This window comes from Citrobacter sp. RHB36-C18 (assembly GCF_013814485.1).
GTDB classification, from domain to species: Bacteria; Pseudomonadota; Gammaproteobacteria; order Enterobacterales; family Enterobacteriaceae; genus Citrobacter; species Citrobacter braakii.
The window spans coordinates 2833327-2858648 of record NZ_CP057125.1; the positions used below are offsets into that span (position 1 = coordinate 2833327).

Consider the following 25322-nt stretch of genomic DNA (forward strand, 5'->3'; position numbering starts at 1 on the left):
CTTTGTATTAATCGGTAAGATGTAGGAAAGCGGCTCCGCGCATCCCGCCCGCATCACCGTGCCGCGCCTGCTCAATACGCGGCACCCGGGCAACCGGCAGCAGATGACGTGGCAGTCGGTCCGCCAGTTGCGTCGTAATAGCGGTAAAATTCGACAAGCCTCCGCCAATCACCACCAAATCAGGATCGACGATAGTCAGGATATTCCCAAGGCACACCGCCAGCAAATCCAGATAGCGTTCAACATGGGCACGTGCTTGTTCATCACCCTGCTCCCACAGCGCGATAATTTCACGGGCATCCAGCGATTGATGGTAGTAATGCTGATACAACCACGCAAATCCACCGCCGGAAAGATAGCTTTCGATGCATCCCAGTTGACCGCACCCGCAGCGGCGCAATGGGAAATCAAAGCCCATCAACGTCAGCGCATCGACAGGCAAACGGATATGACCAAACTCGCCGGTGATATAGCTGCGCCCGGTGATGGATTTCCCGTTAAGCACCAGACCGCCGCCAACACCGGTGCCGAGGATCAACCCCATCACGAGTGGATATTGGGTGAACTCGTCATCCCAGGCTTCGGAGAGGGCAAAACAGTTAGCATCGTTATCCAGACGCACATCGCGGTCAAGGCGAGCGCTGAGATCGGCGCGGAGCGGCTTACCACTGGCAGCAGGAACATTGGCCGCATACAGCGTGCCGTCTTCCGTTTCCGGCATGCCAGGAATGCCGATGCCTACCGAACCTTTAACGCCGAACCGCTGGTCCGCTTCCGTCACCAGATTGCAGACCGCATCAAGGAAAGCGTCATAGCTGTCGCGAGGCGTAGGGACGCGTGTTTCCCATTGCAAACGACGTTGCTTATCAAACACGCCCAGCGCAATTTTGGTCCCGCCGATGTCAAATCCGTAATACATCACCGCTCCTTGATACACGTCATCCTTCAAGATGCCTTGGGGTTGGCTGCGCCCTCCCCCTCCAGTCACATCGTTATCTATGCTCGTGGAGATTTGGGTTTGCCGCCTTACCGCCGCATGAATGCTTTCGTGTATATATTGTTATTGGCCGCTAAGTACTCTCGCAGGATCAATATTGCTGGCGCGACGCGCCGGATACCAACTTGCCAAAAGACTCAGCACGAGTGCTGTCACCAGCACGTAAATCACATCCAGCCAGTGTAATTCCGATGGCAGGAAGTCAATGAAATAGATATCGCCGGACAGGAACTGATGGCCGATAAGCGCCTCAATACCGTTAATGATCGGCGTCAGTTGCAGCGAGACAACCACCCCAATGACGACGCCTATCAGGCTACCGAACAGACCCGCCAGCAGGCCGTACCAGACAAAAATGGCACGGATAAGGCCATCTTTAGCCCCCAGGGTTCTTAATACCGCAATATCGCCGCTCTTGTCTTTTACCGCCATCACTAACGTGGAAACGATATTAAAACAGGCCACGCCAATCACCAGCACCATCGCCAGATACATAATGGCGCGGATCATCTGGATATCGCGATACATATAACCGTAAGTACCGATCCAGCTCTTAATGTACACATAGTTATTGGTGACTTCACCCGCGTCTCGCACCAGCTTATTGGCGTTAAACACGTCGTTCACTTTCAGCGCGATCCCGGAAACGCTGGATCCCATATCCAGGTATTGCTGCGCATCTTCCATTGGGATCATGGCAAAGCTGTGATCGAGCTGACCGCTCAGTTGCAGGATCCCCGTGACGTGCAAACGCACACGTTTAGGCTGCTGTAACTTATGATCCGCACTGGCGTTAGGGATCATAATCGATACCCAGTCGCCCTGCTTCACCTTCAGCGCATCGGCAATTCCCTTACCAATAATGATTTGTTGCTCACCCGCTTTGAAATTATCCCATGCGTGGTTTTGCACAAACGAGGGTAGCGCGCTTAAACGCTGCTCCTGCTGCGGATCAACGCCCTTCACCTGCACTGCGCGTAGGTTCGCCCCACTCTCCACCAGCCCGGTAAAGTTAATATAAGGCGCCGCAGCGGCAATGCCTGGTACCTTCTGTACCTTGTCGAGCGCTTCCTGCCAGTTGTTCCACGGCTGATTCACGGCTTCAATCTCACCGTGCGGCACCACGGCCAGAATACGGTTGTTAAGCTCACGCTCAAATCCGTTCATGGCGCTTAAGCCGACGATCAACACCGCGACGCCCAACGCAATGCCAACGGTGGAAATCACGGAAATCAGCGAGACCATGCCGCCGCGCCGCCGACCACGGCTAAAACGCAGACCAATCAATAACGATAAAGGCGAAGCCATTACTCAGCTCCCATCAGGCTCAGTTCAGCCGTCAGGCGACCATCGCGCATTTCAAGCTGGCGGCTCATGCGCTTCGCCAGTTGCAGATCGTGTGTCACCACCAAAAATGCCGTGCCCTGAGAGCGGTTCAGCTCACCCAGAAGCTCGAAAATGCTGTCCGCGTTACGCGCATCAAGGTTACCCGTTGGCTCATCCGCCAGTACCAGGCGCGGGTTATTCACCAGCGCACGAGCAATGGCCACGCGCTGGCGTTCACCGCCTGACAGTTCAGACGGGCGATGGCTGGCACGATGGTCCAGCCCTACTGCTTTCAGCATATCTCGTGCGCGCTCGGTGATTTCAGCCGGTTTTTTCTTGCCGATCAGCAACGGCATCGCCACGTTTTCCAGCGCGGTAAAGTCCGGCAGCAGATGGTGGAACTGATAAATGAAGCCCAGCTTCTGATTACGCAGTTCCGCTTTCGCCGCCGACGAGAGTTTGCTCATCGGCTGACCGCTAAAAATGACATCGCCGGAAGTTGGCGTATCCAGACCGCCTAACAGATGCAGCAACGTACTCTTACCGGAACCGGAGCTGCCGACAATCGCCATCATCTCACCTTCACCGACGCAAAAACTGACATCGTGCAGTACATCGGTCTGCACTGTGCCTTCCTGATAGCGTTTGCACAGGTTGTCGCATTGCAACAGGATCTTATTCATAACGTAAAGCCTCAGCGGGTTGAGTGGCGGCAGCGCGCCAGGAAGGATAAAGCGTAGACAGCAGCGCGATGGCCATCGCCACCAGCGCAATGACGATAACCTGCAGCGGCTCAATGGCGACCGGCAGCGCAGCCCCATCCAGAAGCACACCGATAATTGGCATCAGGTTGTTCAGTTGACTGGCGAGTAATGCGCCCAACACCGCGCCCAGCAGCGCGCCGATAATCCCGGCACTGGCCCCCTGAACCATAAACACCATCATTATCTGCCGCGGCGTCAGCCCCTGCGTTTGTAGAATCGCCACTTCCCCTTGCTTCTCCATTACCATCAGACCCAGCGAGGTAATAATATTAAATGCCGCCACCGCCACGATCAGGCTAAGCAGCAGCCCCATCATGTTTTTCTCCATACGCACGGCCTGGAACAATTCCCCTTTGCGCTCGCGCCAGTCCTGCCATTTGGTGCCTTGTGGCAGCGTTTGCTGGCTCAGCGTATCAACCTTTAACGGTTCGTTGAGCCACAGACGCCAGCCGGTAATATTGCCCACCGGGTAACGCATCAAACGTGACGCATCCTGGATGTTGGTCAGCATCTGGTAGCCGTCGACTTCGCTGTTGGCGGCGAAGGTGCCAATTACCGTAAACAGACGCTGGCTCGGCAGACGCCCCATCGGGGTAAACTGGCTGGCTGAGGGCACCATCACGCGAATTTGATCGCCACGATTAACACCCAGTTGCCCGGCAAGCTGCTCTCCGAGGATGACATTATACTTACCCGGCTGCAGATCTGTTTGCTTCACATTGACCAGATATGGCGTTAATGGATCTTTTTGCGCCGGGTCAATACCCAGCATCACGCCGACTGCCACGCTACGCGCACTTTGCAGTACCACATCCCCCGTGGTTATCGGTGCGACGCGGTTGACGCCGTTCAACACCACCGCTTTTTCCGGCAGCTGTTGCGGGTTTAGGGAACCCTGTTCAGACGAGAGGACGGCCTGAGGCATCAGGCCAAGAATATTGTTTTGCAGCTCGCGCTCGAAACCGTTCATCACCGACAACACCGTAACCAGCGCCATTACCCCGAGAGTAATGCCAATGGTGGAGAGCCAGGAAACGAAGCGACCGAAGCGATCTGCTGCACGCCCACGCATATAACGCAGGCCGATGAATAGAGCGACAGGTTGGTACATGAAATCCGTCTGGTTGCTGTTAGCAAAGTCACGAGTATATAAGCGAAAGCGGAATGGGTAAATGACTGAACCGTAAGTGTTCGTCAGCACTATTCTTAAAAGTATAAATAAATCAAACCGCTAAAGTTGTCCCTCTTCCCTACAACCCCGATCCCTGACCTTTATCCTAAAAAAACAAAATGCAGACAGTTACGCATTACAGCGCACAGCGGGTTGCGCAGGATGGCAGGCTATTGCAATCAATATGGATGCGCCGTCTCAATGAATAAAAAAGAACTATGGATTAATCAAATCAAGGGGTTATGCATTTGCCTGGTGGTGATTTACCACTCGGTGATCACATTTTACCCGCACCTCACCACTTTTCAGCATCCACTGTCAGAGGTGCTGAGCAAATGCTGGATTTACCTCAATTTGTACCTGGCACCGTTTCGCATGCCGGTGTTTTTCTTTATTTCGGGGTATCTGATCCGCCGCTACATCGATAACGTCCCGTGGACAACCTGCGTGGATAAACGGATCTGGAGTATCGCCTGGGTGCTGGTGCTTTGGGGAGTGGTGCAATGGCTGGCGTTGGTGGCGCTCAATAACTGGCTCGCCCCGCAGCGCGATCTGACCCATGCCGCCAACGCCGCTTATGCGGATTCGATTGCTGATTTTACCCACGGGATGCTGACCGCCAGCACCAGCCTGTGGTATCTGTACGCGCTGATTGTCTATTTTGTTCTGTGTAAAATTTTCAGCCGTTGGGCGATGCCGTTGTTAGCATTATTTGTGGCGCTGAGCGTGGCGATCAATTTTTTCCCGACCCCGTGGTGGGGAATGAACAGCGTGATTCGCAATTTGCCCTGGTATAGCCTCGGCGCATGGTTTGGCGCAACGCTGATGGCGTGGATCAAGGAGGTGCCCCTGCGCCGCCATGCGGTCATTGTTCTGGGTTGCACAATCGTCGCCGTCGTCGCGTGGCTGGCACATGTCTCGCTATTGCTTTCTCTCCTTTCCATTGTGTTGATCATGAAGCTGTTTTATCAGTTCGAGCTCCACTTTGGTATACGCGCATCCAGTCCGTTAAGCGTGATTGGCGCCAATACCATCGCCATCTACACCACACACCGTATTCTGGTTGAGCTGTTCAGCTTAACGCTTATCCCCAAAATCAATCATGCCGCCTGGCCTGCATACGCGGAGCTGGCCCTGCTACTGGTGTATCCGTTCGCCTGCCTGCTGCTGTGCACCCTGTTTGGCCTGCTGGTGCGTAAGATTTCACAAAAAACCGTGGCCGATCTGCTCTTTTCCCCGCCCTCTTTATCGCCCGCCTCGCGCTAACCCCTACGCGCTTTTTGCCCCCATTCGGGGGCGAATCAATTTGCTTATGAGAAACGATCACGGATAATAAAGAACATTGCTTATCAGATGTATATCTAAACGAGATCCTGACAACCGAATGCCTGAACAACATCGTTACACGCTCCCAACGGGCGCTTCCGATCAGCGCCAGTTGGGTGAGCTTACGGGTGCCGCCTGCGCAACGCTGGTCGCCGAAATCGCCGAACGTCACGCGGGTCCAGTGGTGCTGATCGCGCCGGACATGCAAAATGCTTTGCGTCTGCATGATGAAATTCGTCAGTTTACTGACCAGATGGTGATGAACCTGCCTGACTGGGAAACGCTTCCCTATGACAGCTTTTCTCCCCATCAGGAGATTATCTCCTCACGGCTCTCCACACTGTATCAACTGCCCGCCATGCAGCGCGGCGTACTGATCGTTCCGGTAAATACGCTGATGCAGCGTGTCTGTCCGCACAGCTATCTGCACGGTCATGCGCTGGTCATGAAAAAAGGCCAGCGGCTTTCGCGCGACGCCCTGCGCGAACAACTGGACAGTGCTGGCTATCGCCATGTTGATCAGGTCATGGAACACGGCGAATACGCCACGCGTGGCGCGTTGTTAGATCTGTTCCCGATGGGCAGCGAATTGCCTTATCGTCTGGATTTCTTTGATGACGAAATCGACAGCCTGCGTCTGTTTGATACTGACACTCAGCGCACGCTGGAAGAAGTCGATGCCATTAATTTGCTGCCCGCACACGAATTTCCGACTGACAAAACGGCCATCGAACTGTTCCGTAGTCAGTGGCGTGATACGTTTGAGGTGAAACGCGACGCCGAGCATATTTATCAACAGGTCAGCAAAGGCACGTTACCTACGGGGATTGAATACTGGCAGCCGCTGTTTTTCAGCGAGCCGCTGCCGCCGCTGTTCAGCTACTTCCCCGCCAATACGTTGTTGGTAAATACCGGCGATATCGAGACCAGCGCAGCACGCTTCCAGGCCGATACCCTGTCACGCTTTGAGAATCGCGGCGTTGATCCGATGCGCCCGCTTCTGCCACCGGAATCGCTGTGGCTGCGGGTTGATGAGCTGTTTTCTGAACTTAAACGCTGGCCGCGTGTTCAGCTGAAAACCGAGAGTCTGCCGAAGAAAGCGGCGAATACCAACCTCGGGTTCCAGAAGCTGCCAGATATCGCCGTTCAGGCACAGCAAAAAGCACCGTTAGATGCATTACGTAAATTCCTGGAGGGCTTTACCGGTCCGGTAATTTTCTCGGTGGAAAGTGAAGGACGCCGGGAAGCGCTAGGCGAACTGCTCGCCCGCATCAAAGTCGCGCCGAAGCGGATATTGCGACTCGACGAAGCCGTAGACAACGGTCGTTATCTGATGATTGGCTCAGCCGAGCACGGCTTCATCGATAGCAAACGCAATCTGGCGCTGATTTGTGAAAGCGATCTGCTCGGTGAACGCGTGGCGCGTCGCCGCCAGGATTCTCGTCGCACCATCAACCCGGATACGTTAATTCGTAACCTCGCGGAGCTGCATCCCGGTCAGCCAGTGGTTCATCTGGAGCACGGCGTGGGTCGCTATGCCGGTATGACCACGCTGGAAGCAGGCGGCATTACCGGTGAATACCTGATGCTCACCTATGCCAACGACGCCAAACTGTATGTGCCGGTGTCGTCGCTGCATCTGATCAGCCGCTACGCCGGCGGCGCGGAAGAGAATGCGCCGCTGCATAAACTGGGCGGTGATGCCTGGTCACGCGCCCGACAGAAAGCCGCTGAGAAAGTCCGCGATGTCGCGGCAGAGCTGCTGGATATTTATGCCCAGCGCGCAGCGAAAGAAGGCTTTGCCTTTAAGCATGACCGTGAACAGTACCAGCTGTTTTGCGACAGCTTCCCGTTTGAAACCACGCCCGACCAGGCACAGGCGATCAACGCGGTACTCAGCGATATGTGTCAACCACTGGCCATGGACCGACTGGTGTGTGGCGATGTCGGCTTTGGTAAAACCGAAGTCGCGATGCGTGCCGCCTTTCTCGCCGTAGAGAATCACAAGCAGGTTGCCGTGTTGGTACCGACCACCCTGCTCGCTCAGCAGCACTTCGACAACTTCCGCGACCGCTTTGCCAACTGGCCGGTACGCATTGAGATGCTGTCCCGTTTCCGTAGTGCCAAAGAGCAAGCGCAGATTCTGGAGCAGGTTGCCGAAGGTAAAATCGATATTCTCATCGGCACTCACAAACTGCTGCAAGCGGATGTGAAGCTAAAAGATCTGGGTCTGCTGATTGTCGATGAAGAGCACCGTTTCGGCGTTCGCCACAAAGAGCGTATCAAGGCAATGCGCGCGGATGTAGATATTCTGACCCTGACGGCAACGCCAATTCCACGCACGCTCAACATGGCGATGAGCGGCATGCGCGATCTGTCGATCATCGCCACACCGCCCGCTCGTCGTCTGGCGGTCAAAACCTTCGTGCGCGAATATGACAACCTGGTGGTACGCGAGGCTATCCTGCGTGAAGTTATGCGCGGGGGACAAGTTTATTATCTCTTTAACGACGTCGAAAATATCCAGAAAACCGCTGACAGATTAGCGGAACTGGTGCCGGAAGCGCGCATTGGTATCGGCCACGGGCAAATGCGCGAGCGCGAACTGGAACGCGTGATGAACGATTTCCACCATCAGCGTTTTAACGTGCTGGTGTGTACCACCATTATCGAAACCGGGCTCGACATTCCCACTGCCAACACCATCATCATTGAACGAGCTGACCACTTCGGTTTAGCGCAATTGCATCAGCTACGGGGCCGCGTGGGACGCTCACACCATCAGGCATACGCCTGGCTGCTGACGCCGCACCCAAAAGCGATGACCACCGACGCACAAAAACGCCTGGAAGCCATCGCCTCGCTGGAAGATTTAGGTGCAGGTTTTGCGTTGGCGACCCACGACCTCGAAATTCGTGGCGCAGGGGAACTGCTGGGCGAAGATCAAAGTGGCTCCATGGAAAGCATCGGTTTCTCACTGTATATGGAGCTGCTGGAAAACGCTGTCGATGCGCTCAAAGAAGGGCGTGAACCGTCGCTGGAAGATCTCACCAGCCAGCAAACCGAAGTCGAACTGCGCATGCCATCGCTTCTGCCGGATAACTATATCCCGGATGTCAACACGCGACTGTCGTTCTACAAGCGCATTGCCAGTGCGAAAGGCGAAACCGAGTTGGAAGAAATTAAGGTCGAGCTGATAGACCGTTTTGGCCTGCTGCCCGACCCGGCCCGGACGTTGCTGGATATTGCCCGTTTACGCCAGCAGGCGCAGAAACTGGGGATCAGAAAGCTCGAGGGCAATGAAAAAGGCGGTACTATTGAGTTTGCCGAGAAAAACCACGTTAACCCGGTCTGGCTAATTGGTTTACTGCAAAAACAACCGCAGCACTTCCGTCTGGATGGTCCAACACGCCTGAAATTCATGCAGGAGTTGGGCGAGCGTAAAGCACGGATCGACTGGGTTCGCCAGTTTATGCGCCAGCTTGAAGAGAACGCCGTAGCCTAGCGTCAAGCCGGGTGAGTCCTCCACTCACCCGGCCTGATGAATTTACAAACTCTTTGCACTTCCCTGCACTTCCCGACACTGCAAACCGCCATAATTCTTGTTTACTTTTACATAATAAAAACCACGTAAAAACAATGGATTTATGGTGATGTTAAACAATAAACGACTCTCTCGCTGGTTAGCATTTTTTACGCTTGCCGCGACCTTCGCGTTAGCCCTTCCGGCCCAGGCAAATACCTGGCCGCTGCCGCCACCGGGAAGCCGCGTGGTGGGTCAGAATGCCGTTCACGTTGTCGAAGACAATGGCGGTTCTCTGGAAGCGATTGCGAAAAAATACAATGTCGGCTTTCTGGCGCTGCTACAGGCCAACCCCGGCGTTGACCCTTACGTACCACGCCCGGGCAGCGTGCTGACTATTCCGTTACAAACCCTGCTGCCGGATGCGCCACGCGAAGGCATTGTTATCAACCTCGCCGAACTGCGTCTTTATTATTACCAGCCAGGGACAAATTCGGTGACCGTGTATCCTATTGGTATTGGCCAGTTAGGCGGTGACACGCTGACGCCCACAATGGTAACCACCATCTCTGATAAACGTGCCAACCCGACCTGGACGCCTACGGCAAATATCCGCGCGCGATACAAAGCAAACGGGATCGACCTTCCTGCCGTAGTGCCTGCCGGGCCGGATAACCCGATGGGCCATCATGCTATTCGCTTAGCGGCATACGGCGGTGTGTACCTGCTGCACGGAACTAATGCTGACTTTGGCATCGGAATGCGCGTCAGTTCCGGCTGTATTCGTCTACGCGACGGTGATATCGAAACCCTGTTCCGTCAGGTGAAGCCAGGGACCAAGGTCAATATTATCAATACGCCAATCAAAGCATCTGTTGAACCTAACGGCGTGCGCCTGGTTGAAGTACACCAGCCGTTGTCCGAAAAAATCAATGACGACCCGCAATTGCTGCCGATCGTGCTGAACGCATCCATGCAGACGTTTAAGAATGCGGCGCAAACGGACTCTGCCGTCATGGAACATGCGATGGAGATTCGCTCAGGCATGCCGGTCGATGTCACCCGTCATCACGACGTTGCTCAACAACCGCTGTAAACTCAGCGCATAAAAAACCCCCGCTGGATTTTATTCCGCGGGGGTTTTTTATTTAACTCGCAGTGGCATTGCGATGGGTTAAATCTTATTTGTAGATAACTGCAGTCCCGTGGAGGGTGTTAGGACCGGTAACGGAAGTAATACGGAAAGACTTCGCCCCCATCTCATCCGCTTTCTGCGCCAGTTGATCTTCCAGAGAACCTAAGTTAGTCCCCGCATTCGCAGAAATAGTACCGACTTTCTGTTGGCCCGCAGGTGTGGCCTGAACTTCAACGGCAGCAAAGCTTGCAAATGAGAGTGAGCTAAGAACAGCAGCAACAAACAGAGTTTTTACGTTTTTCATGATAGTGACCTTTAGCAGATGAATGTGTGTCGCAAAGATTAACTTAACGATCGATAGGTAAATCATAGATGTGATCCAGGTCACACGTCAACATTTTTTTATAATGATCGTTATATAAAATACAAAGACCTTATTTTTCATATCAATAGCGTTAAATTATTTTTATCGCTAATCCGCTGGAGTGTGCAGTCGAATATTTTTATAATGGTTATTCAATAAACCCAACAAAGGTACATCGGCACCATGACAACTGAAATGACAGGTTGTGCTAAAAAAAGCCGTGGCCGACCAAAAGTGTTCGACAGGGAAGCCGCGCTTGATAAGGCCATGACACTCTTCTGGCAGCACGGGTATGAAGCGACATCGCTCGCCGATCTGGTAGAAGCAACCGGCGCAAAAGCGCCCACGCTGTATGCGGAGTTCACCAATAAAGAGGGGTTGTTTCGTGCCGTACTGGACCGCTACATCACCCGCTTCGCGGCGAAACATGAAGCCCAGTTATTTTGTGAAGAAAAAAGTCTTGAGTGCGCGCTGGAAGACTATTTCACCGCAATAGCGACCTGCTTTACCAGTAAAGACACCCCGGCGGGATGTTTCATGATTAACACTTCCGCGACACTGGCGGCCTCTTCCCGGGATATTGCGCACACGGTGAAATCCCGCCATGCCATGCAGGAACAGACGCTTACCCAGTTCCTTCACCAGCGCCAGCAACGAGGCGAAATTCCGGCCCATTGCGATGTACAAAAACTGGCCGAATACCTGAACTGTATTTTACAGGGTATGTCGATCAGCGCCCGTGAAGGCGCAACGTTTGAAAAACTGATGCAGATCGCACACACGACTCTGCGACTGTGGCCTGAACTTATCAAAGTTTAACCCTTTCCCGCTATTTCCCCGCAGTACTGACACCACCGGGAGCTGATTAAGCCCCCGGTTAGATTTCCGCGGATTACCCCTACATTATTCAGTGTTTTCATCATCTTATCCGATCATTTTTTGTAAAATGTATTGATAACAACAATTATTATCAGCAATATTCGCATTTGTTTTAACGCCGGTTTCACAATGTAACCATCGGTTTCTCTACCGCCATAACAAAAACAGATCGACTCTTTTTTAAAAGGAATACAAATGCATAAGCGTCTCTGGGTGCTCAATCCTCTCCTGTTGTCTTTAACTCTCCCAGCCATCGCGGCTGAGGAAGATAACCTCATCGTCAGTGCCAACCGTAGTCAACGCACCGTGGCAGAAATGGCACAAACGACCTGGGTTATTGAAGGAAGCGAGATTGAACAGCAGGTTCAGGGGGGGAAAGAGTTCAAAGATGTTCTTGCTCAGTTAATCCCAGGAATCGATGTCAGCAGCCAGGGGCGCACAAACTACGGCATGAATATGCGCGGTCGTGCCATCGTAGTACTGATAGATGGTGTCCGTCTGAACTCCTCGCGTACTGACAGTCGTCAACTTGATTCTATTGATCCGTTTAACATCGCACACATTGAAGTCATCTCAGGCGCTACCTCACTGTATGGCGGCGGCAGTACCGGTGGGTTAATCAACATTGTCACCAAAAAAGGCCAGCCGGAGCGTGAAGTAGAACTCGAACTGGGGAGTAAAAGCGGCTTCAATAACAGTAACGATCATGATGAACGCGTTGCCGCAGCGGTGAGCGGAGGAACCGATCGCGCTTCCGGGCGTATGTCCGTCGCGTATCAACGGTTTGGCGGCTGGTATGACGGCAATCACGATGCCCTGCTGCTGGATAACACCCAAACTGGCCTGCAACACTCCGATCGTCTGGACGTGATGGGCACCGGGACGATTGAGCTTGACGACAACCGTCAGTTACAACTGGTTACGCAGTATTATAAGAGCCAGGGGGATGACGATTACGGACTGGATCTTGGCGAGAACATGTCCGCAGTGACGGGAAACGGTAAGGCTTATACCAGCAGCGGACTGAATTCCGATCGTATTCCCGGCACCGAGCGTCATCTGATCAGCCTGCAGTATTCAGACGCGGATTTCTTCGGCCAGAACCTGGTCAGCCAAATCTATTACCGTGACGAATCGCTGAAATTCTACCCCTTCCCTACGCTGAGCAAAGGCAAGGTCACCAGTTTCTCCGCATCGCAGCAGGACACAGACCAGTTTGGTGCCAAAATCACCCTCAACAGCCAGCTGATGGACAACTGGGAGCTGACGTGGGGTGTCGATGCCGATCACGAAACCTTCGATTCCAATCAGAAATTCTTCGATCTGGCCTGGTCCCTGCCCTCCGGCGGTATGGACAACCGAACCGCTTATACCACCGGGCGTTACCCCGGTTACAGCATCACCAACTTCGCGCCTTTCCTGCAGAACAGCTATGACATTAACGACATCTTTACCCTCAGCGGCGGTGTGCGCTATCAATGGACCGAAAACAGGGTGGATGATTTCGTTGGTTATGCCCAACAACAGGGAATTGCCACCGGCCTGGCAAACTCCGCCGATACCATTCCTGGCGGTAAAACCGATTACGATAATTTCCTGTTTAACGCCGGTATTCTCGCCCACCTGACCGACCGTCAGCAGACGTGGTTTAACTTCTCTCAGGGCGTGGAGCTTCCGGACCCGGGGAAATATTACGGTAACGGCACCTATTCCCTGGTTGGCGATCATTACCAGCTCCAACGCAGCGTCAACGTGGCGGATTCACGCCTGGAGGGGATTAAAGTTAACTCCTACGAACTGGGATGGCGCTACACTGGCGACAGTCTGCGCACGCAGTTGGCCGCTTACTACTCCACTTCGGATAAATCGATCGTTATCAATCGCAGCGATATGACCATTAACGTCCAGCCCGACGATCGCCGTATTTATGGCCTTGAAGGTGCGGTGGATTATTTCATTGCGGATACGGACTGGAGTCTGGGCGGCAACTTCAACGTCATTAAATCGGAAGTGAAGCAAAACGGTAAGTGGCAGAAATGGGATGTCACCCTGGCTTCCCCGTCCAAAGCCACCGCGTGGGTCGGCTGGGCACCTGAACCGTGGACATTGCGCGTACAGAGCCAGCAAACATTTGATCTGACGGACGCCAGCGGCAATAAGCTGGACGGCTATAACACGATGGACTTTATCGGCAGCTATCAGCTCCCGTTGGGTAAACTGACCTTTAGCGTAGAAAACCTGCTGAATGAAGAGTACACCACGCTGTGGGGACAACGTGCGCCACTGCTGTACAGCCCAACCTACGGTAGCCCGTCACTGTATGAATACAAAGGCCGGGGCCGCACCTTTGGTCTGAACTACGCCTTAACCTTCTGATAAAAAAAGCCCCCCCAGCCTGAGCGAATGGGGGGCTAATGTTCAGGATAATGCTATTTTACGCTTTGTTATTTAGTATCAACTGTCCGTTGTTATCCAACGGAATTTGCGCGCCGGGGTCCTTATCCATACGGATTTTCCCCTGCTGATCGCCAATTTTGTACGTCACGTCGTAGCCCAGCATTTTTTCAGATTTGTCATACACCGTTTTACAACGCTGCTGCGTAGTGGTGTACGTATCATTTTCCTGCATCGAACCCTGGATCTGGTTACCTGCATAACCGCCGCCTAAAGCACCGGCCACGGTAGCAATATCTTTACCGCGTCCGCCGCCAAACTGATGGCCGATAACGCCACCAGCAACCGCACCCAGCACGGAACCCGCGATACGGTTTTCATCTTGTACCGGCTTACGGTGTGTGACCGTCACGTTCCGACACTCCTGGCGCGGTGTTTTTACCGACTCTTTAATCGGTGTTGCAGAGACAACTTGTGCATACTGTGGGCCACGCTCAAAAACGTTAAGACTGGCCACCGCTGCAACACCCAGCGCAGCAGCTACGCCAATCCCTATACCCGCCAACATAGATTTATTCACGGGACTTCCTCCTTTTTTGCTATTAGCAACAACTTTGCAACAGAAGGTAAGGAATGCCAATCAGATTACGGATGAAAATAGCACGAGGAGGAGCGAAGGCAGGATGATTCGGAGAACTCTGAAGGAAGGCGCCGGATAAGTACAATCATCCGACGCCATAAGCTGTATTAATGCAGTTTCAGACGCGGGCGGATCACCCGGTTAATGCTGCCAACCAGCATCATCAGACCGGTTTTAAAGTAACCGTGCAGAGCAATCTGGTGCATGCGGTACAGTGAGATGTACACAAAGCGCGCAATACGCCCTTCTACCATCATCGAACCACGGGTCAAGTTGCCCATCAGGCTACCCACGGTAGAGAAGTTAGAAAGTGAAACCAGAGAGCCGTGGTCTTTGTACTGATACGCTTTCAGCGGCTTGCCGTTCATCTGCGCCAAAATGTTGTTCATTGCGCAGCTTGCCATCTGGTGCGCAGCCTGAGCGCGCGGCGGCACAAAACCACCTTCCGGGCGAGCGCAGGAAGCGCAGTCGCCAATCGCGTACACGTCGGGATCGCGCGTGGTCTGCAGAGTCGGCTCAACCACCAGTTGGTTAATACGATTGGTTTCCAGACCGCCAATGTCTTTCATAAAGTCTGGCGCCTTGATCCCCGCAGCCCACACCATCAGATCGGCTTCAATGTACTCGCCATCCTTGGTATGCAGTCCGCCTTCATCAGCGCTGGTTACCATCGTCTGGGTCAGTACGCGTACGCCCAGTTTGGTTAACTCATTATGCGCAGCACTGGAAATACGCGGCGGCAACGCAGGCAGAATACGCTCACCGGCTTCTACCAGCGTAACGTTCAGCGCTTCGTTGGTCAGCCCTTTGTAACCATAGCTGTGCAGCTGTTTTACCGCATTGTGCAGCTCGGCTGAGAGTTCAACCCCCGTCGCACCGCCGCCGACAATGGCGATATTTACTTTGCCGTTAGCGCCCAGATTCGCGGAATACTTCAGGAACAGATTCAGCATCTCCTGGTGGAAACGACGCGCCTGATGCGGGTTATCCAGGAAAATGCAGTTTTCTTTGACGCCCGGCGTATTGAAATCGTTGGAGGTACTGCCCAACGCCATCACCAGCGTGTCATACGGGACTTTGCGCTCAGGAACCAGCAGCTCACCCTTCTCATCGCGCAGCTCGGCAAGAGTAATGGTTTTCGCTTCGCGATCGATATCCACCACCGAACCTAACTGAAACTGGAAACCGTGGTTACGGGCATGCGCCAGATAGCTCAGCGCATCCACGCCTTCGTCCAGGGAACCCGTCGCGACTTCATGCAGTAACGGTTTCCATAAATGGCTGTGGTTTCTGTCCACCAGCGTGATTTTGGCCTTTTTCTTGCGCCCCAGCTTTTTACCCAGTTGAGTCGCCATTTCCAGTCCGCCAGCACCGCCGCCGACAATCACGATTCTTTTTAATGGTGTAGTCAACGTGACCCCCTTAAATTTATTAACCAATTGTTAACTAAAAGTTATAGGCATAGCCTTTAATTAACAACAAGTTACGATAATGAAAATGTTCTTCGAGAGTGAGAATAACACGAACGGTGCATTGGTCATACCAAAATTGATGTGTATCAAGTTTTGATGCTGAAAAGATAGACAACACGAACTTTAAGAACAAAAAAACCAGCCCGAAGGCTGGTTTTTTACACGTTCATTGAGGATTAACCTAACGTCTTGAACGCTTTGATGCGCTGCAAATGCGGGGAGATATTCTTAAACTTGTGCGTCTGCTCTTCGTCCCAGACTATCTCGTAAAAATGATGCAGCTCTTCTGACGAACGCTGACTATTGAGCGCTTCATCATGACGTGACAGGATCACCAGGCAGCGATCGCGATTCTTTTCGCGGAAATTGGTCACGCATTTTGTCGCGATATCGGCATACTCTTCAGGCCTGTCGATTTTTCCTTCCATGTTCTCATACGGGAACAGGTTGGGATTAAACACTACCTGACGAATATCACACAGAAAACCAATCCGTTCAGCCCAATATCCCCCGAGCCCCACGCCACAAATCAGCGGACGGTCGTCCACATTAAGCTGCAGCATTTTGTCCACTTCTTTCAGTAGATGCTGCATGTCATGTTTAGGATGCCGTGTACTGTAGCTAATCAGCCTGACATCCGGGTCGATGAACTGCAGCTGCAACACCTTTTCGTGGTTGCCCGGGCTGTTAGAGTCAAAACCGTGTAAATAGATAATCATCGCATCCTCGCCAAACTTGCGTTAATGACCTGCTTTCTCTTCCTGCCAGCGCTCATGAAGCTGGTTGAGCTGGGCGCTTACCGTCTTCCAGCGTGCCGAGTCCATCAGTTCCTGACGTGAAAATGAACCTTTATGATACAAACGTGTAACACGTTCTGCATTGATCGGCGACAGATTATCTAACACACTGACCGCGCCTTTACGATTATTGCAGACCAGGATCATATCGCAACCCGCATCCAGCGATGCCTGACCACGCTCCGCATAGCTTCCCATAATCGCCGCCCCTTCCATCGACAAATCATCGGAGAAAATGACGCCATCGAAACCAAGCTCCTGACGCAGCACCGTTTTCAGCCAGTGTGGCGAACCGCTCGCCGGACGCGGGTCCACGTCACTGTAGATGACATGCGCAGGCATAATGGCATCGAGTTTGTTTTCCGTAATCAATGTCTGGAACACGGACATATCTTTTGCACGAATTTCGGCTTCTGAACGTGGATCGGTTGGGGTTTCTTTATGCGAATCCGCCGTCACAGCCCCATGCCCGGGGAAATGTTTACCGGTAGTTTTCATGCCAGCAGCATGCATACCGTCAATGAAGCGGGTCGCCATAGCCAGCGCTTTCCGCGGATCGGCATGGTAAGAGCGTTCCCCAATCGCCGCGCTGATATGCCCCACATCCAGCACCGGCGCAAAACTGATATCTATATCCATTGCGATCATTTCGCTGGCCATTAGCCATCCGGCGTCCTGAGCCAGATTGCCGCCGTCTTCCAGACCGTGCAGCGCAGCAAAGGATTGGGCCGCGGGCAGACGCGTAAATCCTTCGCGAAAACGCTGTACCCTGCCGCCTTCCTGATCTACCGCCACCACCAGATGATTGCGTGATGCCGCGCGAATCTGGCGCACTAATTCACGCAACTGTTCCGGGTCATGATAATTTCGGGTAAAGAGGATCAACCCACCTACCAGCGGATGCGCCAGAATCTCACGCTCTTCAGCGTCCAGCTCATACCCTTCGACATCCAACATTACTGGGCCCACACTGCTCTCCTTATCCTTTCATTATTAGCTGCCGCCAGGTTTCATCGGCCAGCCTGATAAATTGTCGATCGCCGGTTTGTCGCCAGCGATACTCAAACCACCCCGCTTTCAGCATTATGACCCAGGGCCGCCATCGTCTGACCTGCCGCCACAGCGCGTTTTGTTCAATGTGCACTCGTTGGGCGTAGGCGCTAACCAGCCGTTGGTGCTGAGATTCGTCGTTGACCCAAACCGCCGCCAGCTCCAGAGCGATATCACCGTCTCCGGCATATTCCCAGTCAATCAGCCGCAGCCCTGATGCTGTACGTACGATGTTGTCACCGTGGACATCCATATGCAGAGGCCCCAGACGCAAAGGTCGAGGCTCACCGCTTTTCCTGAGTCGCTTCAACGCTCGCAACCAGCATGGCGTGCGACGCGCCGGATCGCCACACTGCCAGTACTGTTCGAGTAGCGGCAGCAGACTGATTCGCCAGCCCAATTGGGGTTGTTGGTGCAGATGATACAATAAGCCAGCGAGTTCGTCGGCGTCCGGCAATCTGGATTCTACCTTACCGAGAAAAAAGTCGACCGCCATCCACCCACGTATATAAAAGCGGGGGCGCGGCGCAAGGCTTTCAGGCAGGTGCTTTAACGCGCGATAGTGGCGTAAGAAATGCGATTCCGGCGCGTCAGGGTCGTGATGACAGCGCAACACTAAGCGGTGGGTATCGTGTTCGATGATGCAGCTCCCGCCGCTCAGGCCGCTCTGGTTGGCTACGACGGGATGATACTGCGGGAAATAGCGCGACAACACCTCGTCGCGCGTTAGCCGGTTATTGTTGCTGTACGGCACCTTTACCTGACCAGATTATCTCGCCAGTTTGTACCAGCATTAATTGCATTTGCAGCGCCGGCGAATTGACGTTGCCGGAGGCGCTGGAATAGAGCACATACTGTGCGCCAACGTTACGGGCGATACCAATCGCTTTGCTGCGCGTTCCCAGACTGTCGTTCGGCGACAGACCTAACTGCTGTTTGGCGACAGCCAACTGCTGGGCGGAAACCAGGGTAAACTTGCCGTTATTCGCCAGCGCGTTCCTCAAGGTCTCGGTGGCTTCACCGGCGTTCAACGAGCCGTTGGTCCGGTTATTCACGCTATCAACCAGCAGAACGCCTCCCGCTTTGACGCCGTCAGCCTGCAGCATTTTACCGACCATCGGCTGCATAGCCCCGTTCCAGTCATAGTGACGTTGACGTGGCGTCGGCTGCGCCGTTTGGTCCTCGTGCTCAATCGGACCCGGCTGCTGCGGTATGCTTGGCACCGTTGGTACAACCGGCACCGGCTGTTGCGGCTGCGCGGGCTGTTCCGGCACCGGCTTCACTTCCTCTACGGGGGCGGGCTCACGTTGCGCCACACAGCCAGAGAGAAACATCGCCAGCGCGGCAATCAGTGCGTAGCGATTCATTTTGATCATCAAGATTCACCCCTTACAAATAAAGATAAAGTCTAACCTTGTGCGCCCCCAGAAAATTGGCGCTGCCGTACAGCGTCACCGACGAATGAGCCGGGATAGTCACGCTGCGTGGCGCTTCCAGAGGATGCATTTCCAGTCCTCTGGCGTCATACCAGTAAAACCGATAATGAACGGTAACGGGTTCTTGTCTTTCGTTATAAAGTCGCGAGGATGCTGAGGCCTGAATATCAGACGTGGTTAACGTCGGCTGTTCTGCTGTAATGCCCGACGCCAGAATCGTTGATTCCATCACCAGCGACTGTTCATCACTTACCGGAATTTCAGGATGTGCCCGACAGCCAGCCAGTAGCAGCAAGCTCAGTGAAAGTGCAATGCATCCTCTGGTCATGCTTACAGACCTTTATGCGCAAGCATTGGACCCAGCGCACGTCCACCCAGCAGGTGCATATGAATGTGATACACCTCCTGACCGCCGTGACGATTGGTATTCATAATTAAACGATACCCATCCGCAGCAATGCCTTCCTGCTCGGCGATTTTCGCCGCTACGGTGATCATGCGACCCAACGCCTGCTCGTTTTCCGCCGTCACATCGTTGACGGTCGGGATCAGGACGTTAGGAATGATCAGAATGTGCGTAGGTGCCTGAGGGGAAATATCACGAAACGCAGTGACCAGTTCATCCTGGTACACGATATCTGACGGAATTTCACGACGGATAATTTTGCTGAATATAGTTTCTTCTGCCACGACGTTTTCCTTTTTCATTAACAGCCCAAGCGTTATGCCATGCTACGCCGGGTCACTCTGCGAGTATAGAGTATGAGCGAGTTACTCACGCTCTTTCAACTTTAACCCTCGATTTTTTAAGCAAAAAGCCCTGCCACTGTTGTTCTTATAACCATTTCCCGTCGCTATTGCTTAAGCATAGTACTGAAACAACATTTCATTTATGCCGTAGCATCTGTTTACACATTGAATGTGAATGCGTATATTTCGTATTTGCATTCAATACAAACTTAATAATTTACAACCAAAAAGTTCATCGCAACCTCAGTGATTCGAACTTAATATTAATAATTATCAAGGACTTTTCGATGTCTTTCACAACACTCAACGGGGATGACCAGCGCCAATCGGGGCTTGCCCCTTCTGTACTGGCAGCCTGCATCACGTTAGCACTATTGCCTTCCACCAGCCTCGCAGCCCCTGCTGAAGAGACGGTTATCGTTGAGGGCTCTGCTCCAGCCACATCCAGCGAGGAGCAGGATTACAGCGTTAAATCAACGACTGCTGGCACCAAAATGCAGATGACGCAGCGCGATATTCCGCAATCGGTCAGCATTATCAGTCAGCAGCGCATGGAAGATCAGCAACTGCAAACGCTGGGCGATGTGATGGACAACACGTTGGGGATAAGCAGAAGTCAGGCGGATTCAGATCGCAGTAGCTATTACTCTCGCGGATTTCAGATTGATAACTACATGGTCGATGGGATTCCGACCTATTTTGAATCCCGCTGGAATCTCGGTGATGCCCTTTCCGACACGGCCCTTTTTGAGCGTGTCGAAGTGGTCCGTGGCGCAAACGGGCTAATGACCGGGACGGGTAACCCCTCAGCGTCGATTAATATGATCCGTAAGCATGCCACCAGCCGCGAGTTCACCGGTAATGTTTCTGCGGAATATGGCAGTTGGAATAAACAACGATATGTGACCGATCTGCAAAGCCCGCTCACGGCAGAGGGCAACGTGCGCGGGCGCATCGTGGCAGGCTACCAGAATAACGACGCCTGGCTTGATCGCTACAATAGCGAAAAAATGTTCTTCTCCGGGATTGTCGATGCCGATCTGGGCGACACCACCAGCCTGTCTGCGGGTTATGAATACCAGCGCATTGATATCAACAGTCCAACATGGGGTGGATTGCCGCGCTGGAATACCGACGGCAGCAAAAACAGCTATGACCGCTCGCGCAGCACTGCGCCGGACTGGGCGTACAACGATAAAGACTTCAACAAAGTGTTTGTCACCATCAAGCAACGTTTTGCCGATACCTGGCAGGCGACCATGAATGCCACCCACTCCGAGGTCAAGTTCGACAGTAAAATGATGTACGTCGATGCCTATGTCAATAAAGCCGATGGTACGCTGATTGGCCCGTATGGCAGCTATGGTCCGGGCTATGACTACGTCGGAGGTACCGGCTGGAACAGCGGCAAGCGTAAGGTAGATGCCGTCGATCTGTTCGCCGACGGCGGTTACGACCTGTTTGGTCGTCAGCATAATCTGATGCTGGGCGGCAGCTACAGCAAACAGAATAACCGTTACGAAAGCGCGTGGGCGAACGTATTCCCCAACGAAATCGGCAGTTTCTATACCTTCGATGGTAACTTCCCGGAAACCAACTGGAACCCGCAGTCATTGGCCCAGGACGATACCACGCACATGAAATCGCTCTACGCCGCAACACGTATTTCGCTGGCCGACCCACTGCATTTGATTGTCGGCGCGCGTTATACCAACTGGCGTATCGACACCCTCGCCTACAGCATGGAACAAAACCACACCACGCCGTATGCGGGCCTGGTGTATGACATTGACGATAACTGGTCTACGTACGCCAGCTATACCTCAATCTTTCAGCCGCAGAACAAGCGCGACAGTTCCGGTAAATATCTTTCCCCAATTACCGGCAATAACTATGAACTTGGCCTGAAGTCCGACTGGATGAACAGCCGTTTAACCACCACCCTCGCGGTGTTCCGCATTGAACAGGATAACGTGGGCCAATCAACCGGCGTACCAATTGCCGGTAGCAATGGCGACACGGCCTATAGAGCGATGGATGGAACGGTCAGCAAAGGGGTCGAATTCGAAGTTAACGGTGCGATCACCGATAACTGGCAGATGACGTTCGGCGCGACACGCTATGTTGCTGAAGACAACGAAGGCAATGCGGTAAACCCGAACCTACCGCGTACCACAGTAAAACTCTTTACCCGTTATCGCCTGCCAGCCATGCCGGAACTGACCGTGGGTGGTGGGGTTAACTGGCAGAATCGTGTTTATAGCGATACGGTCACGCCGTATGGCACATTCCGCGCGGAACAGGGAAGCTACGCCCTCGTCGATTTATTCACTCGCTATCAGGTGACGAAAAACTTCTCTGTGCAGGGTAACCTCAATAACCTGTTCGATAAAACCTACGACACCAATGTCGACGGATCTATCGTCTATGGCGAGCCGCGCAACGTCAGCGTCACCGCCAGCTATCAGTTCTGATTCGAAACACATCACGCTCCACCTGCTCGTCAGGTGGATCCACTGGACTGAGAAAACAAAAAGCCCGCTTAAGTTTCCTTAAGCGGGCTTCTTAAATATGGCTCCTCTGACTGGACTCGAACCAGTGACATACGGATTAACAGTCCGCCGTTCTACCGACTGAACTACAGAGGAATCGTTGTGGAGGCTTATCTTAGCGGCGAAAAAATTTTTGTCAAACCCCATTTCCCCGAATAAGTTTCAATTGATGCTTCTCTCGACAGTTTGTTGCATTTCCAGACATTTTAAATGGAAAAAACTTTGCAGCTTTTTGGTTTCTCCCTCATCATTTGAAATGAGGTTTCAACTTTCTTCTTTAAGGTCCACTTTGAACGTCTCCGCTGCCTTACGCCAGGTCGCTTCCCGCACGCCCTGGTATGCCAAACGCAAGAGTTATAAGGTTCTCTTTTGGCGCGAAATCACTCCGCTTGCTGTCCCCATTTTTCTGGAAAACACCTGTGTGCTGTTGATGGGCGTACTGAGTACCTTCCTTGTTAGCTGGTTGGGAAAAGAAGCAATGGCTGGCGTTGGTCTCGCCGACAGTTTCAATATGGTCATCATGGCGTTTTTTGCCGCCATCGATCTGGGAACCACGGTGGTGGTAGCATTTAGCCTGGGAAAACGAGATCGTCGACGGGCAAGGGCAGCAGCCAGACAATCGCTGGTGATCATGACGATTTTTGCTACAGTGCTGGCAGCGGTCATTCACTATTTTGGTGAACAGATTATTGACGTTGTCGCCGGTGAAGCAACCCCCGATGTTAAGGCCTTGGCACTCAACTATCTGGAGCTAACGGTGCTCAGCTACCCGGCGGCAGCCATTGCTTTGATCGGTAGCGGCGCACTTCGCGGAGCCGGAAATACCAAAATTCCGCTGTTGATTAATGGCGGTATGAATATCCTAAATATCATCATCAGCAGCATCCTGATCTACGGGGTCTTTTCCTGGCAAGGGCTGGGATTTGTGGGGGCAGGACTCGGGCTGACCATTTCACGCTACATCGGTGCGTTCGCCATTATCTGGGTGCTGATGATTGGTTTTAATCCGGCGCTGCGTATTCCCTTCAAAAGCTATTTTAAGCCGCTCAATCTCGCCATTATCTGGGAAGTTATGGGGATCGGTATTCCGGCAAGTATTGAGTCAGTGCTATTTAATGGCGGTAAACTGTTAACGCAGATGTTTGTCTCCGGCATGGGAACCAGCGTAATCGCCGGAAACTTCATTGCATTTTCCATCGCCGCACTCATCAACCTGCCGGGGAATGCTTTAGGCTCCGCGTCGACAATCATTACCGGCAGGCGTCTGGGAAATGGTCAGATAGCCCAAGCGGAAATCCAGTTACGCCATATATTCTGGCTCTCAACAATCGGCTTAACCGCCATCGCCTGGCTAACCGCCCCTTTTGCCGGCGTTATGGCCTCATTTTATACCCACGATCAGGATGTAAAAGAGGTCATAGTCATCCTAATTTGGCTCAATGCAGCGTTTATGCCGATATGGGCGGCATCCTGGGTGCTACCATCAGGGTTTAAGGGCGCACGTGATGTGCGTTTTGCGATGTGGGTATCGATGTTGGGCATGTGGGGCTGTCGCGTTGTGGCGGGTTACACCTTGGGAATTGTATTAGGATGGGGTGTAGTCGGCGTTTGGTTAGGGATGTTCTTCGACTGGGCCGTGCGCGCCGCGTTATTTTACTGGCGTATGGTTACAGGCCGCTGGTTATGGAAATACCCTCGTCCCGAGCGTGAAAAGTGCATAAAACAACCGGTTGCGTCTGAATAAGCGGCGAAATGGGGAATATTTCAGCAAACGATCGCATTTATCTATTCAGGCTTTGACAACGCTGAGTGGCATCGCTAATATTCGCCTCGTTCACACGATTCCTCTGTAGTTCAGTCGGTAGAACGGCGGACTGTTAATCCGTATGTCACTGGTTCGAGTCCAGTCAGAGGAGCCATATTTAAGAACCCTGCTTAGGAAACTAAGCAGGGTTTTTGCTTTTCTACGTTTGTTAATCGCACCGAAAGCCTCAGCTTAGAATGGCTTCCAGCCGGGCCAGCACTTCATTTACGACAGCTTCGGGTATACGTTCCAGACGCTTACCATTCCGGGCCCCCATATCAATCGTTCTGGGTTGGTCGCAGCGAATAACGCCCGTTGTTTTTGTTCCCACACCGTCCAGGGAGACGGTAAAACCGGCTGCGCGGGCAAAGTTTCCGCCGCTGGTGACGGGAACGACAACGGGTAGCCGGGTGAACTTATTAAATGAGGCCGGAGAAACGATAAGTACCGGACGTTTTCCGCTTTGTTCATGTCCGGCTGTAGGATCCAGTGAGACGAGCCAGATTTCCCCTCTGTCCATTTACAGGATCTCCTTGCCCACCGCAGGCGCATCAATCCATTCCCGCTCCTCTTCACTCATTTCGGCGTGCGGATCGCACTGCGCCAGTAGTTCCTCAAGCGAATAACGGGGCCGTTTCTGGGGTTCAATAATCAGGCAGCCATTATCAATGGTCATTCCCACTTCGCTGTCTGTCGACAGAGCCAGCGTTTTCAACACGGCGGGAGGAACCGCCAGCATGACGGATCCGCCAACCTTTTTCAGGCGAGTGGTATACATAGAGCACCTCCGGATATTATATTTTAATATAACATCAATGGTTGGCGGAGCGCAATTTTTAGCCAGATTCATTATGGTTTCCTTAATGTAGCTAAGCGTAAAGGAGGCCTTAATCCGTCCTAAGACAGGTCCGGCAGTTTTCAAAGGCTGCATTACCGGTAAAA

At 52.9% G+C, this 25322-nt stretch carries 22 protein-coding genes and 2 tRNA genes; 8 read left to right on the forward strand and 16 right to left on the reverse strand.

Going from position 1 to position 25322, the window contains the following annotated elements:
* Positions 1 to 7 precede the first annotated feature (7 nt).
* The 4 genes from nagK to lolC form a co-directional block, all read right to left on the reverse strand.
* Positions 8 to 919 carry an N-acetylglucosamine kinase gene (nagK, locus tag HVZ52_RS13615; protein ID WP_016152684.1) on the reverse strand — a complete coding sequence of 304 codons (912 nt, stop codon included), beginning with the start codon at positions 917 to 919 and terminating at the stop codon, positions 8 to 10.
* Between the two features lie 141 nt (positions 920 to 1060).
* Entirely contained in the window at positions 1061 to 2305 is a 1245-nt protein-coding gene (lolE, locus tag HVZ52_RS13620) for a lipoprotein-releasing ABC transporter permease subunit LolE (protein ID WP_016152683.1), read from the reverse strand.
* Positions 2305 to 3006, reverse strand: a complete 702-nt coding sequence (gene lolD / locus HVZ52_RS13625) for a lipoprotein-releasing ABC transporter ATP-binding protein LolD (protein WP_003832278.1) — start codon at positions 3004 to 3006, stop codon at positions 2305 to 2307. The genes lolE and lolD overlap by 1 nt, the downstream gene beginning before the upstream one ends.
* Positions 2999 to 4198, reverse strand: coding sequence for a lipoprotein-releasing ABC transporter permease subunit LolC (gene lolC / locus HVZ52_RS13630; RefSeq protein ID WP_003030806.1), 1200 nt, complete (start codon positions 4196 to 4198; stop codon positions 2999 to 3001). The genes lolD and lolC overlap by 8 nt, the downstream gene beginning before the upstream one ends.
* Positions 4199 to 4459: 261 nt before the next feature.
* On the opposite strand from lolC, the gene HVZ52_RS13635 reads away from it, so the two are divergent.
* The 3 genes from HVZ52_RS13635 to HVZ52_RS13645 all read left to right on the forward strand — a co-directional run bounded on the left by HVZ52_RS13635 (position 4460) and on the right by HVZ52_RS13645 (position 10203).
* Positions 4460 to 5524 carry an acyltransferase family protein gene (locus tag HVZ52_RS13635; RefSeq protein WP_181598335.1) on the forward strand — a complete coding sequence of 355 codons (1065 nt, stop codon included), beginning with the start codon at positions 4460 to 4462 and terminating at the stop codon, positions 5522 to 5524.
* A gap of 118 nt (positions 5525 to 5642) precedes the next feature.
* Entirely contained in the window at positions 5643 to 9089 is a 3447-nt protein-coding gene (mfd, locus tag HVZ52_RS13640) for a transcription-repair coupling factor (protein WP_181598336.1), read from the forward strand.
* A gap of 148 nt (positions 9090 to 9237) precedes the next feature.
* The gene (locus HVZ52_RS13645) at positions 9238 to 10203 is read left to right on the forward strand and encodes a L,D-transpeptidase family protein (protein WP_016156209.1); all 966 of its coding nucleotides are present in this window, start codon (positions 9238 to 9240) and stop codon (positions 10201 to 10203) included.
* Between the two features lie 85 nt (positions 10204 to 10288).
* On the opposite strand, the gene bhsA is transcribed toward HVZ52_RS13645, so the two are convergent.
* Positions 10289 to 10546, reverse strand: a complete 258-nt coding sequence (gene bhsA, locus HVZ52_RS13650) for a multiple stress resistance protein BhsA (RefSeq protein WP_029139491.1) — start codon at positions 10544 to 10546, stop codon at positions 10289 to 10291.
* Between the two features lie 243 nt (positions 10547 to 10789).
* Here bhsA and comR point away from each other — a divergent pair, with 243 nt between their 5' ends.
* Both comR and HVZ52_RS13660 read left to right on the forward strand, forming a co-directional pair.
* Positions 10790 to 11425 carry a TetR family copper-responsive transcriptional repressor ComR gene (comR, locus tag HVZ52_RS13655; protein WP_016156207.1) on the forward strand — a complete coding sequence of 212 codons (636 nt, stop codon included), beginning with the start codon at positions 10790 to 10792 and terminating at the stop codon, positions 11423 to 11425.
* A gap of 255 nt (positions 11426 to 11680) precedes the next feature.
* Positions 11681 to 13861 (forward strand): TonB-dependent siderophore receptor, encoded by a 2181-nt coding sequence (locus tag HVZ52_RS13660; RefSeq protein ID WP_019076496.1) that lies wholly within the window; start codon positions 11681 to 11683, stop codon positions 13859 to 13861.
* A 58-nt stretch (positions 13862 to 13919) separates the two neighbouring features.
* On the opposite strand, the gene HVZ52_RS13665 is transcribed toward HVZ52_RS13660, so the two are convergent.
* From HVZ52_RS13665 to hinT, 8 genes are all read right to left on the reverse strand, one after another.
* On the reverse strand, positions 13920 to 14459 hold the full coding sequence (locus HVZ52_RS13665; protein ID WP_032936150.1) for a glycine zipper 2TM domain-containing protein: 540 nt from the start codon (positions 14457 to 14459) through the stop codon (positions 13920 to 13922).
* 167 nt (positions 14460 to 14626) lie between these two features.
* The gene (gene ndh, locus HVZ52_RS13670) at positions 14627 to 15931 is read right to left on the reverse strand and encodes an NADH-quinone dehydrogenase (RefSeq protein ID WP_016152676.1); all 1305 of its coding nucleotides are present in this window, start codon (positions 15929 to 15931) and stop codon (positions 14627 to 14629) included.
* A gap of 236 nt (positions 15932 to 16167) precedes the next feature.
* The gene (gene ycfP / locus HVZ52_RS13675) at positions 16168 to 16710 is read right to left on the reverse strand and encodes an alpha/beta hydrolase YcfP (RefSeq protein WP_003030817.1); all 543 of its coding nucleotides are present in this window, start codon (positions 16708 to 16710) and stop codon (positions 16168 to 16170) included.
* Positions 16711 to 16731: 21 nt separating this feature from the next.
* Complete coding sequence (gene nagZ / locus HVZ52_RS13680; protein WP_016152675.1) at positions 16732 to 17757, reverse strand: beta-N-acetylhexosaminidase; 1026 nt, start codon at positions 17755 to 17757, stop codon at positions 16732 to 16734.
* A 10-nt stretch (positions 17758 to 17767) separates the two neighbouring features.
* Complete coding sequence (gene thiK / locus HVZ52_RS13685; RefSeq protein WP_181598337.1) at positions 17768 to 18592, reverse strand: thiamine kinase; 825 nt, start codon at positions 18590 to 18592, stop codon at positions 17768 to 17770.
* Complete coding sequence (lpoB, locus tag HVZ52_RS13690) at positions 18573 to 19214, reverse strand: penicillin-binding protein activator LpoB (RefSeq protein ID WP_016152673.1); 642 nt, start codon at positions 19212 to 19214, stop codon at positions 18573 to 18575. The genes thiK and lpoB overlap by 20 nt, the downstream gene beginning before the upstream one ends.
* Positions 19215 to 19227: 13 nt before the next feature.
* Entirely contained in the window at positions 19228 to 19602 is a 375-nt protein-coding gene (locus tag HVZ52_RS13695; RefSeq protein WP_019076489.1) for a YcfL family protein, read from the reverse strand.
* Between the two features lie 2 nt (positions 19603 to 19604).
* Positions 19605 to 19964 (reverse strand): purine nucleoside phosphoramidase, encoded by a 360-nt coding sequence (gene hinT, locus HVZ52_RS13700; RefSeq protein ID WP_181598338.1) that lies wholly within the window; start codon positions 19962 to 19964, stop codon positions 19605 to 19607.
* 347 nt (positions 19965 to 20311) lie between these two features.
* Here hinT and fhuE point away from each other — a divergent pair, with 347 nt between their 5' ends.
* Positions 20312 to 22498 (forward strand): ferric-rhodotorulic acid/ferric-coprogen receptor FhuE, encoded by a 2187-nt coding sequence (gene fhuE, locus HVZ52_RS13705; RefSeq protein WP_181598339.1) that lies wholly within the window; start codon positions 20312 to 20314, stop codon positions 22496 to 22498.
* 98 nt (positions 22499 to 22596) lie between these two features.
* Here fhuE and HVZ52_RS13710 read toward each other — a convergent pair.
* Positions 22597 to 22672: transfer RNA gene (locus tag HVZ52_RS13710), tRNA-Asn, on the reverse strand.
* Positions 22673 to 22832: 160 nt separating this feature from the next.
* Between HVZ52_RS13710 and HVZ52_RS13715 the strand changes: the two genes are divergently transcribed.
* Entirely contained in the window at positions 22833 to 24320 is a 1488-nt protein-coding gene (locus HVZ52_RS13715) for an EmmdR/YeeO family multidrug/toxin efflux MATE transporter (RefSeq protein WP_287091592.1), read from the forward strand.
* 99 nt (positions 24321 to 24419) lie between these two features.
* Positions 24420 to 24495, forward strand: a tRNA-Asn gene (locus HVZ52_RS13720).
* Between the two features lie 72 nt (positions 24496 to 24567).
* Here the strand turns inward: HVZ52_RS13720 and HVZ52_RS13725 are convergent.
* Positions 24568 to 24900, reverse strand: coding sequence for a type II toxin-antitoxin system PemK/MazF family toxin (locus HVZ52_RS13725; protein ID WP_049270508.1), 333 nt, complete (start codon positions 24898 to 24900; stop codon positions 24568 to 24570).
* Positions 24901 to 25158, reverse strand: a complete 258-nt coding sequence (locus HVZ52_RS13730; protein WP_049270509.1) for an antitoxin — start codon at positions 25156 to 25158, stop codon at positions 24901 to 24903.
* Positions 25159 to 25322 lie beyond the last annotated feature (164 nt).

Coding starts and splice junctions, on each gene's coding strand:
- HVZ52_RS13635 (WP_181598335.1), top strand. CDS start 4,460: ATGAATAAAAAAGAACTATGGATTAATCAAATCAAGGGGTTATGCATT.
- lolC (WP_003030806.1), bottom strand. CDS start 4,198: ATGTACCAACCTGTCGCTCTATTCATCGGCCTGCGTTATATGCGTGGG.
- HVZ52_RS13725 (WP_049270508.1), bottom strand. CDS start 24,900: ATGGACAGAGGGGAAATCTGGCTCGTCTCACTGGATCCTACAGCCGGA.
- HVZ52_RS13695 (WP_019076489.1), bottom strand. CDS start 19,602: ATGACCAGAGGATGCATTGCACTTTCACTGAGCTTGCTGCTACTGGCT.
- HVZ52_RS13645 (WP_016156209.1), top strand. CDS start 9,238: ATGTTAAACAATAAACGACTCTCTCGCTGGTTAGCATTTTTTACGCTT.
- comR (WP_016156207.1), top strand. CDS start 10,790: ATGACAACTGAAATGACAGGTTGTGCTAAAAAAAGCCGTGGCCGACCA.
- HVZ52_RS13730 (WP_049270509.1), bottom strand. CDS start 25,158: ATGTATACCACTCGCCTGAAAAAGGTTGGCGGATCCGTCATGCTGGCG.
- HVZ52_RS13715 (WP_287091592.1), top strand. CDS start 22,833: ATGAGGTTTCAACTTTCTTCTTTAAGGTCCACTTTGAACGTCTCCGCT.
- fhuE (WP_181598339.1), top strand. CDS start 20,312: ATGTCTTTCACAACACTCAACGGGGATGACCAGCGCCAATCGGGGCTT.
- lolE (WP_016152683.1), bottom strand. CDS start 2,305: ATGGCTTCGCCTTTATCGTTATTGATTGGTCTGCGTTTTAGCCGTGGT.
- bhsA (WP_029139491.1), bottom strand. CDS start 10,546: ATGAAAAACGTAAAAACTCTGTTTGTTGCTGCTGTTCTTAGCTCACTC.
- nagK (WP_016152684.1), bottom strand. CDS start 919: ATGTATTACGGATTTGACATCGGCGGGACCAAAATTGCGCTGGGCGTG.
- mfd (WP_181598336.1), top strand. CDS start 5,643: ATGCCTGAACAACATCGTTACACGCTCCCAACGGGCGCTTCCGATCAG.
- lolD (WP_003832278.1), bottom strand. CDS start 3,006: ATGAATAAGATCCTGTTGCAATGCGACAACCTGTGCAAACGCTATCAG.
- ycfP (WP_003030817.1), bottom strand. CDS start 16,710: ATGATTATCTATTTACACGGTTTTGACTCTAACAGCCCGGGCAACCAC.
- HVZ52_RS13660 (WP_019076496.1), top strand. CDS start 11,681: ATGCATAAGCGTCTCTGGGTGCTCAATCCTCTCCTGTTGTCTTTAACT.
- lpoB (WP_016152673.1), bottom strand. CDS start 19,214: ATGATCAAAATGAATCGCTACGCACTGATTGCCGCGCTGGCGATGTTT.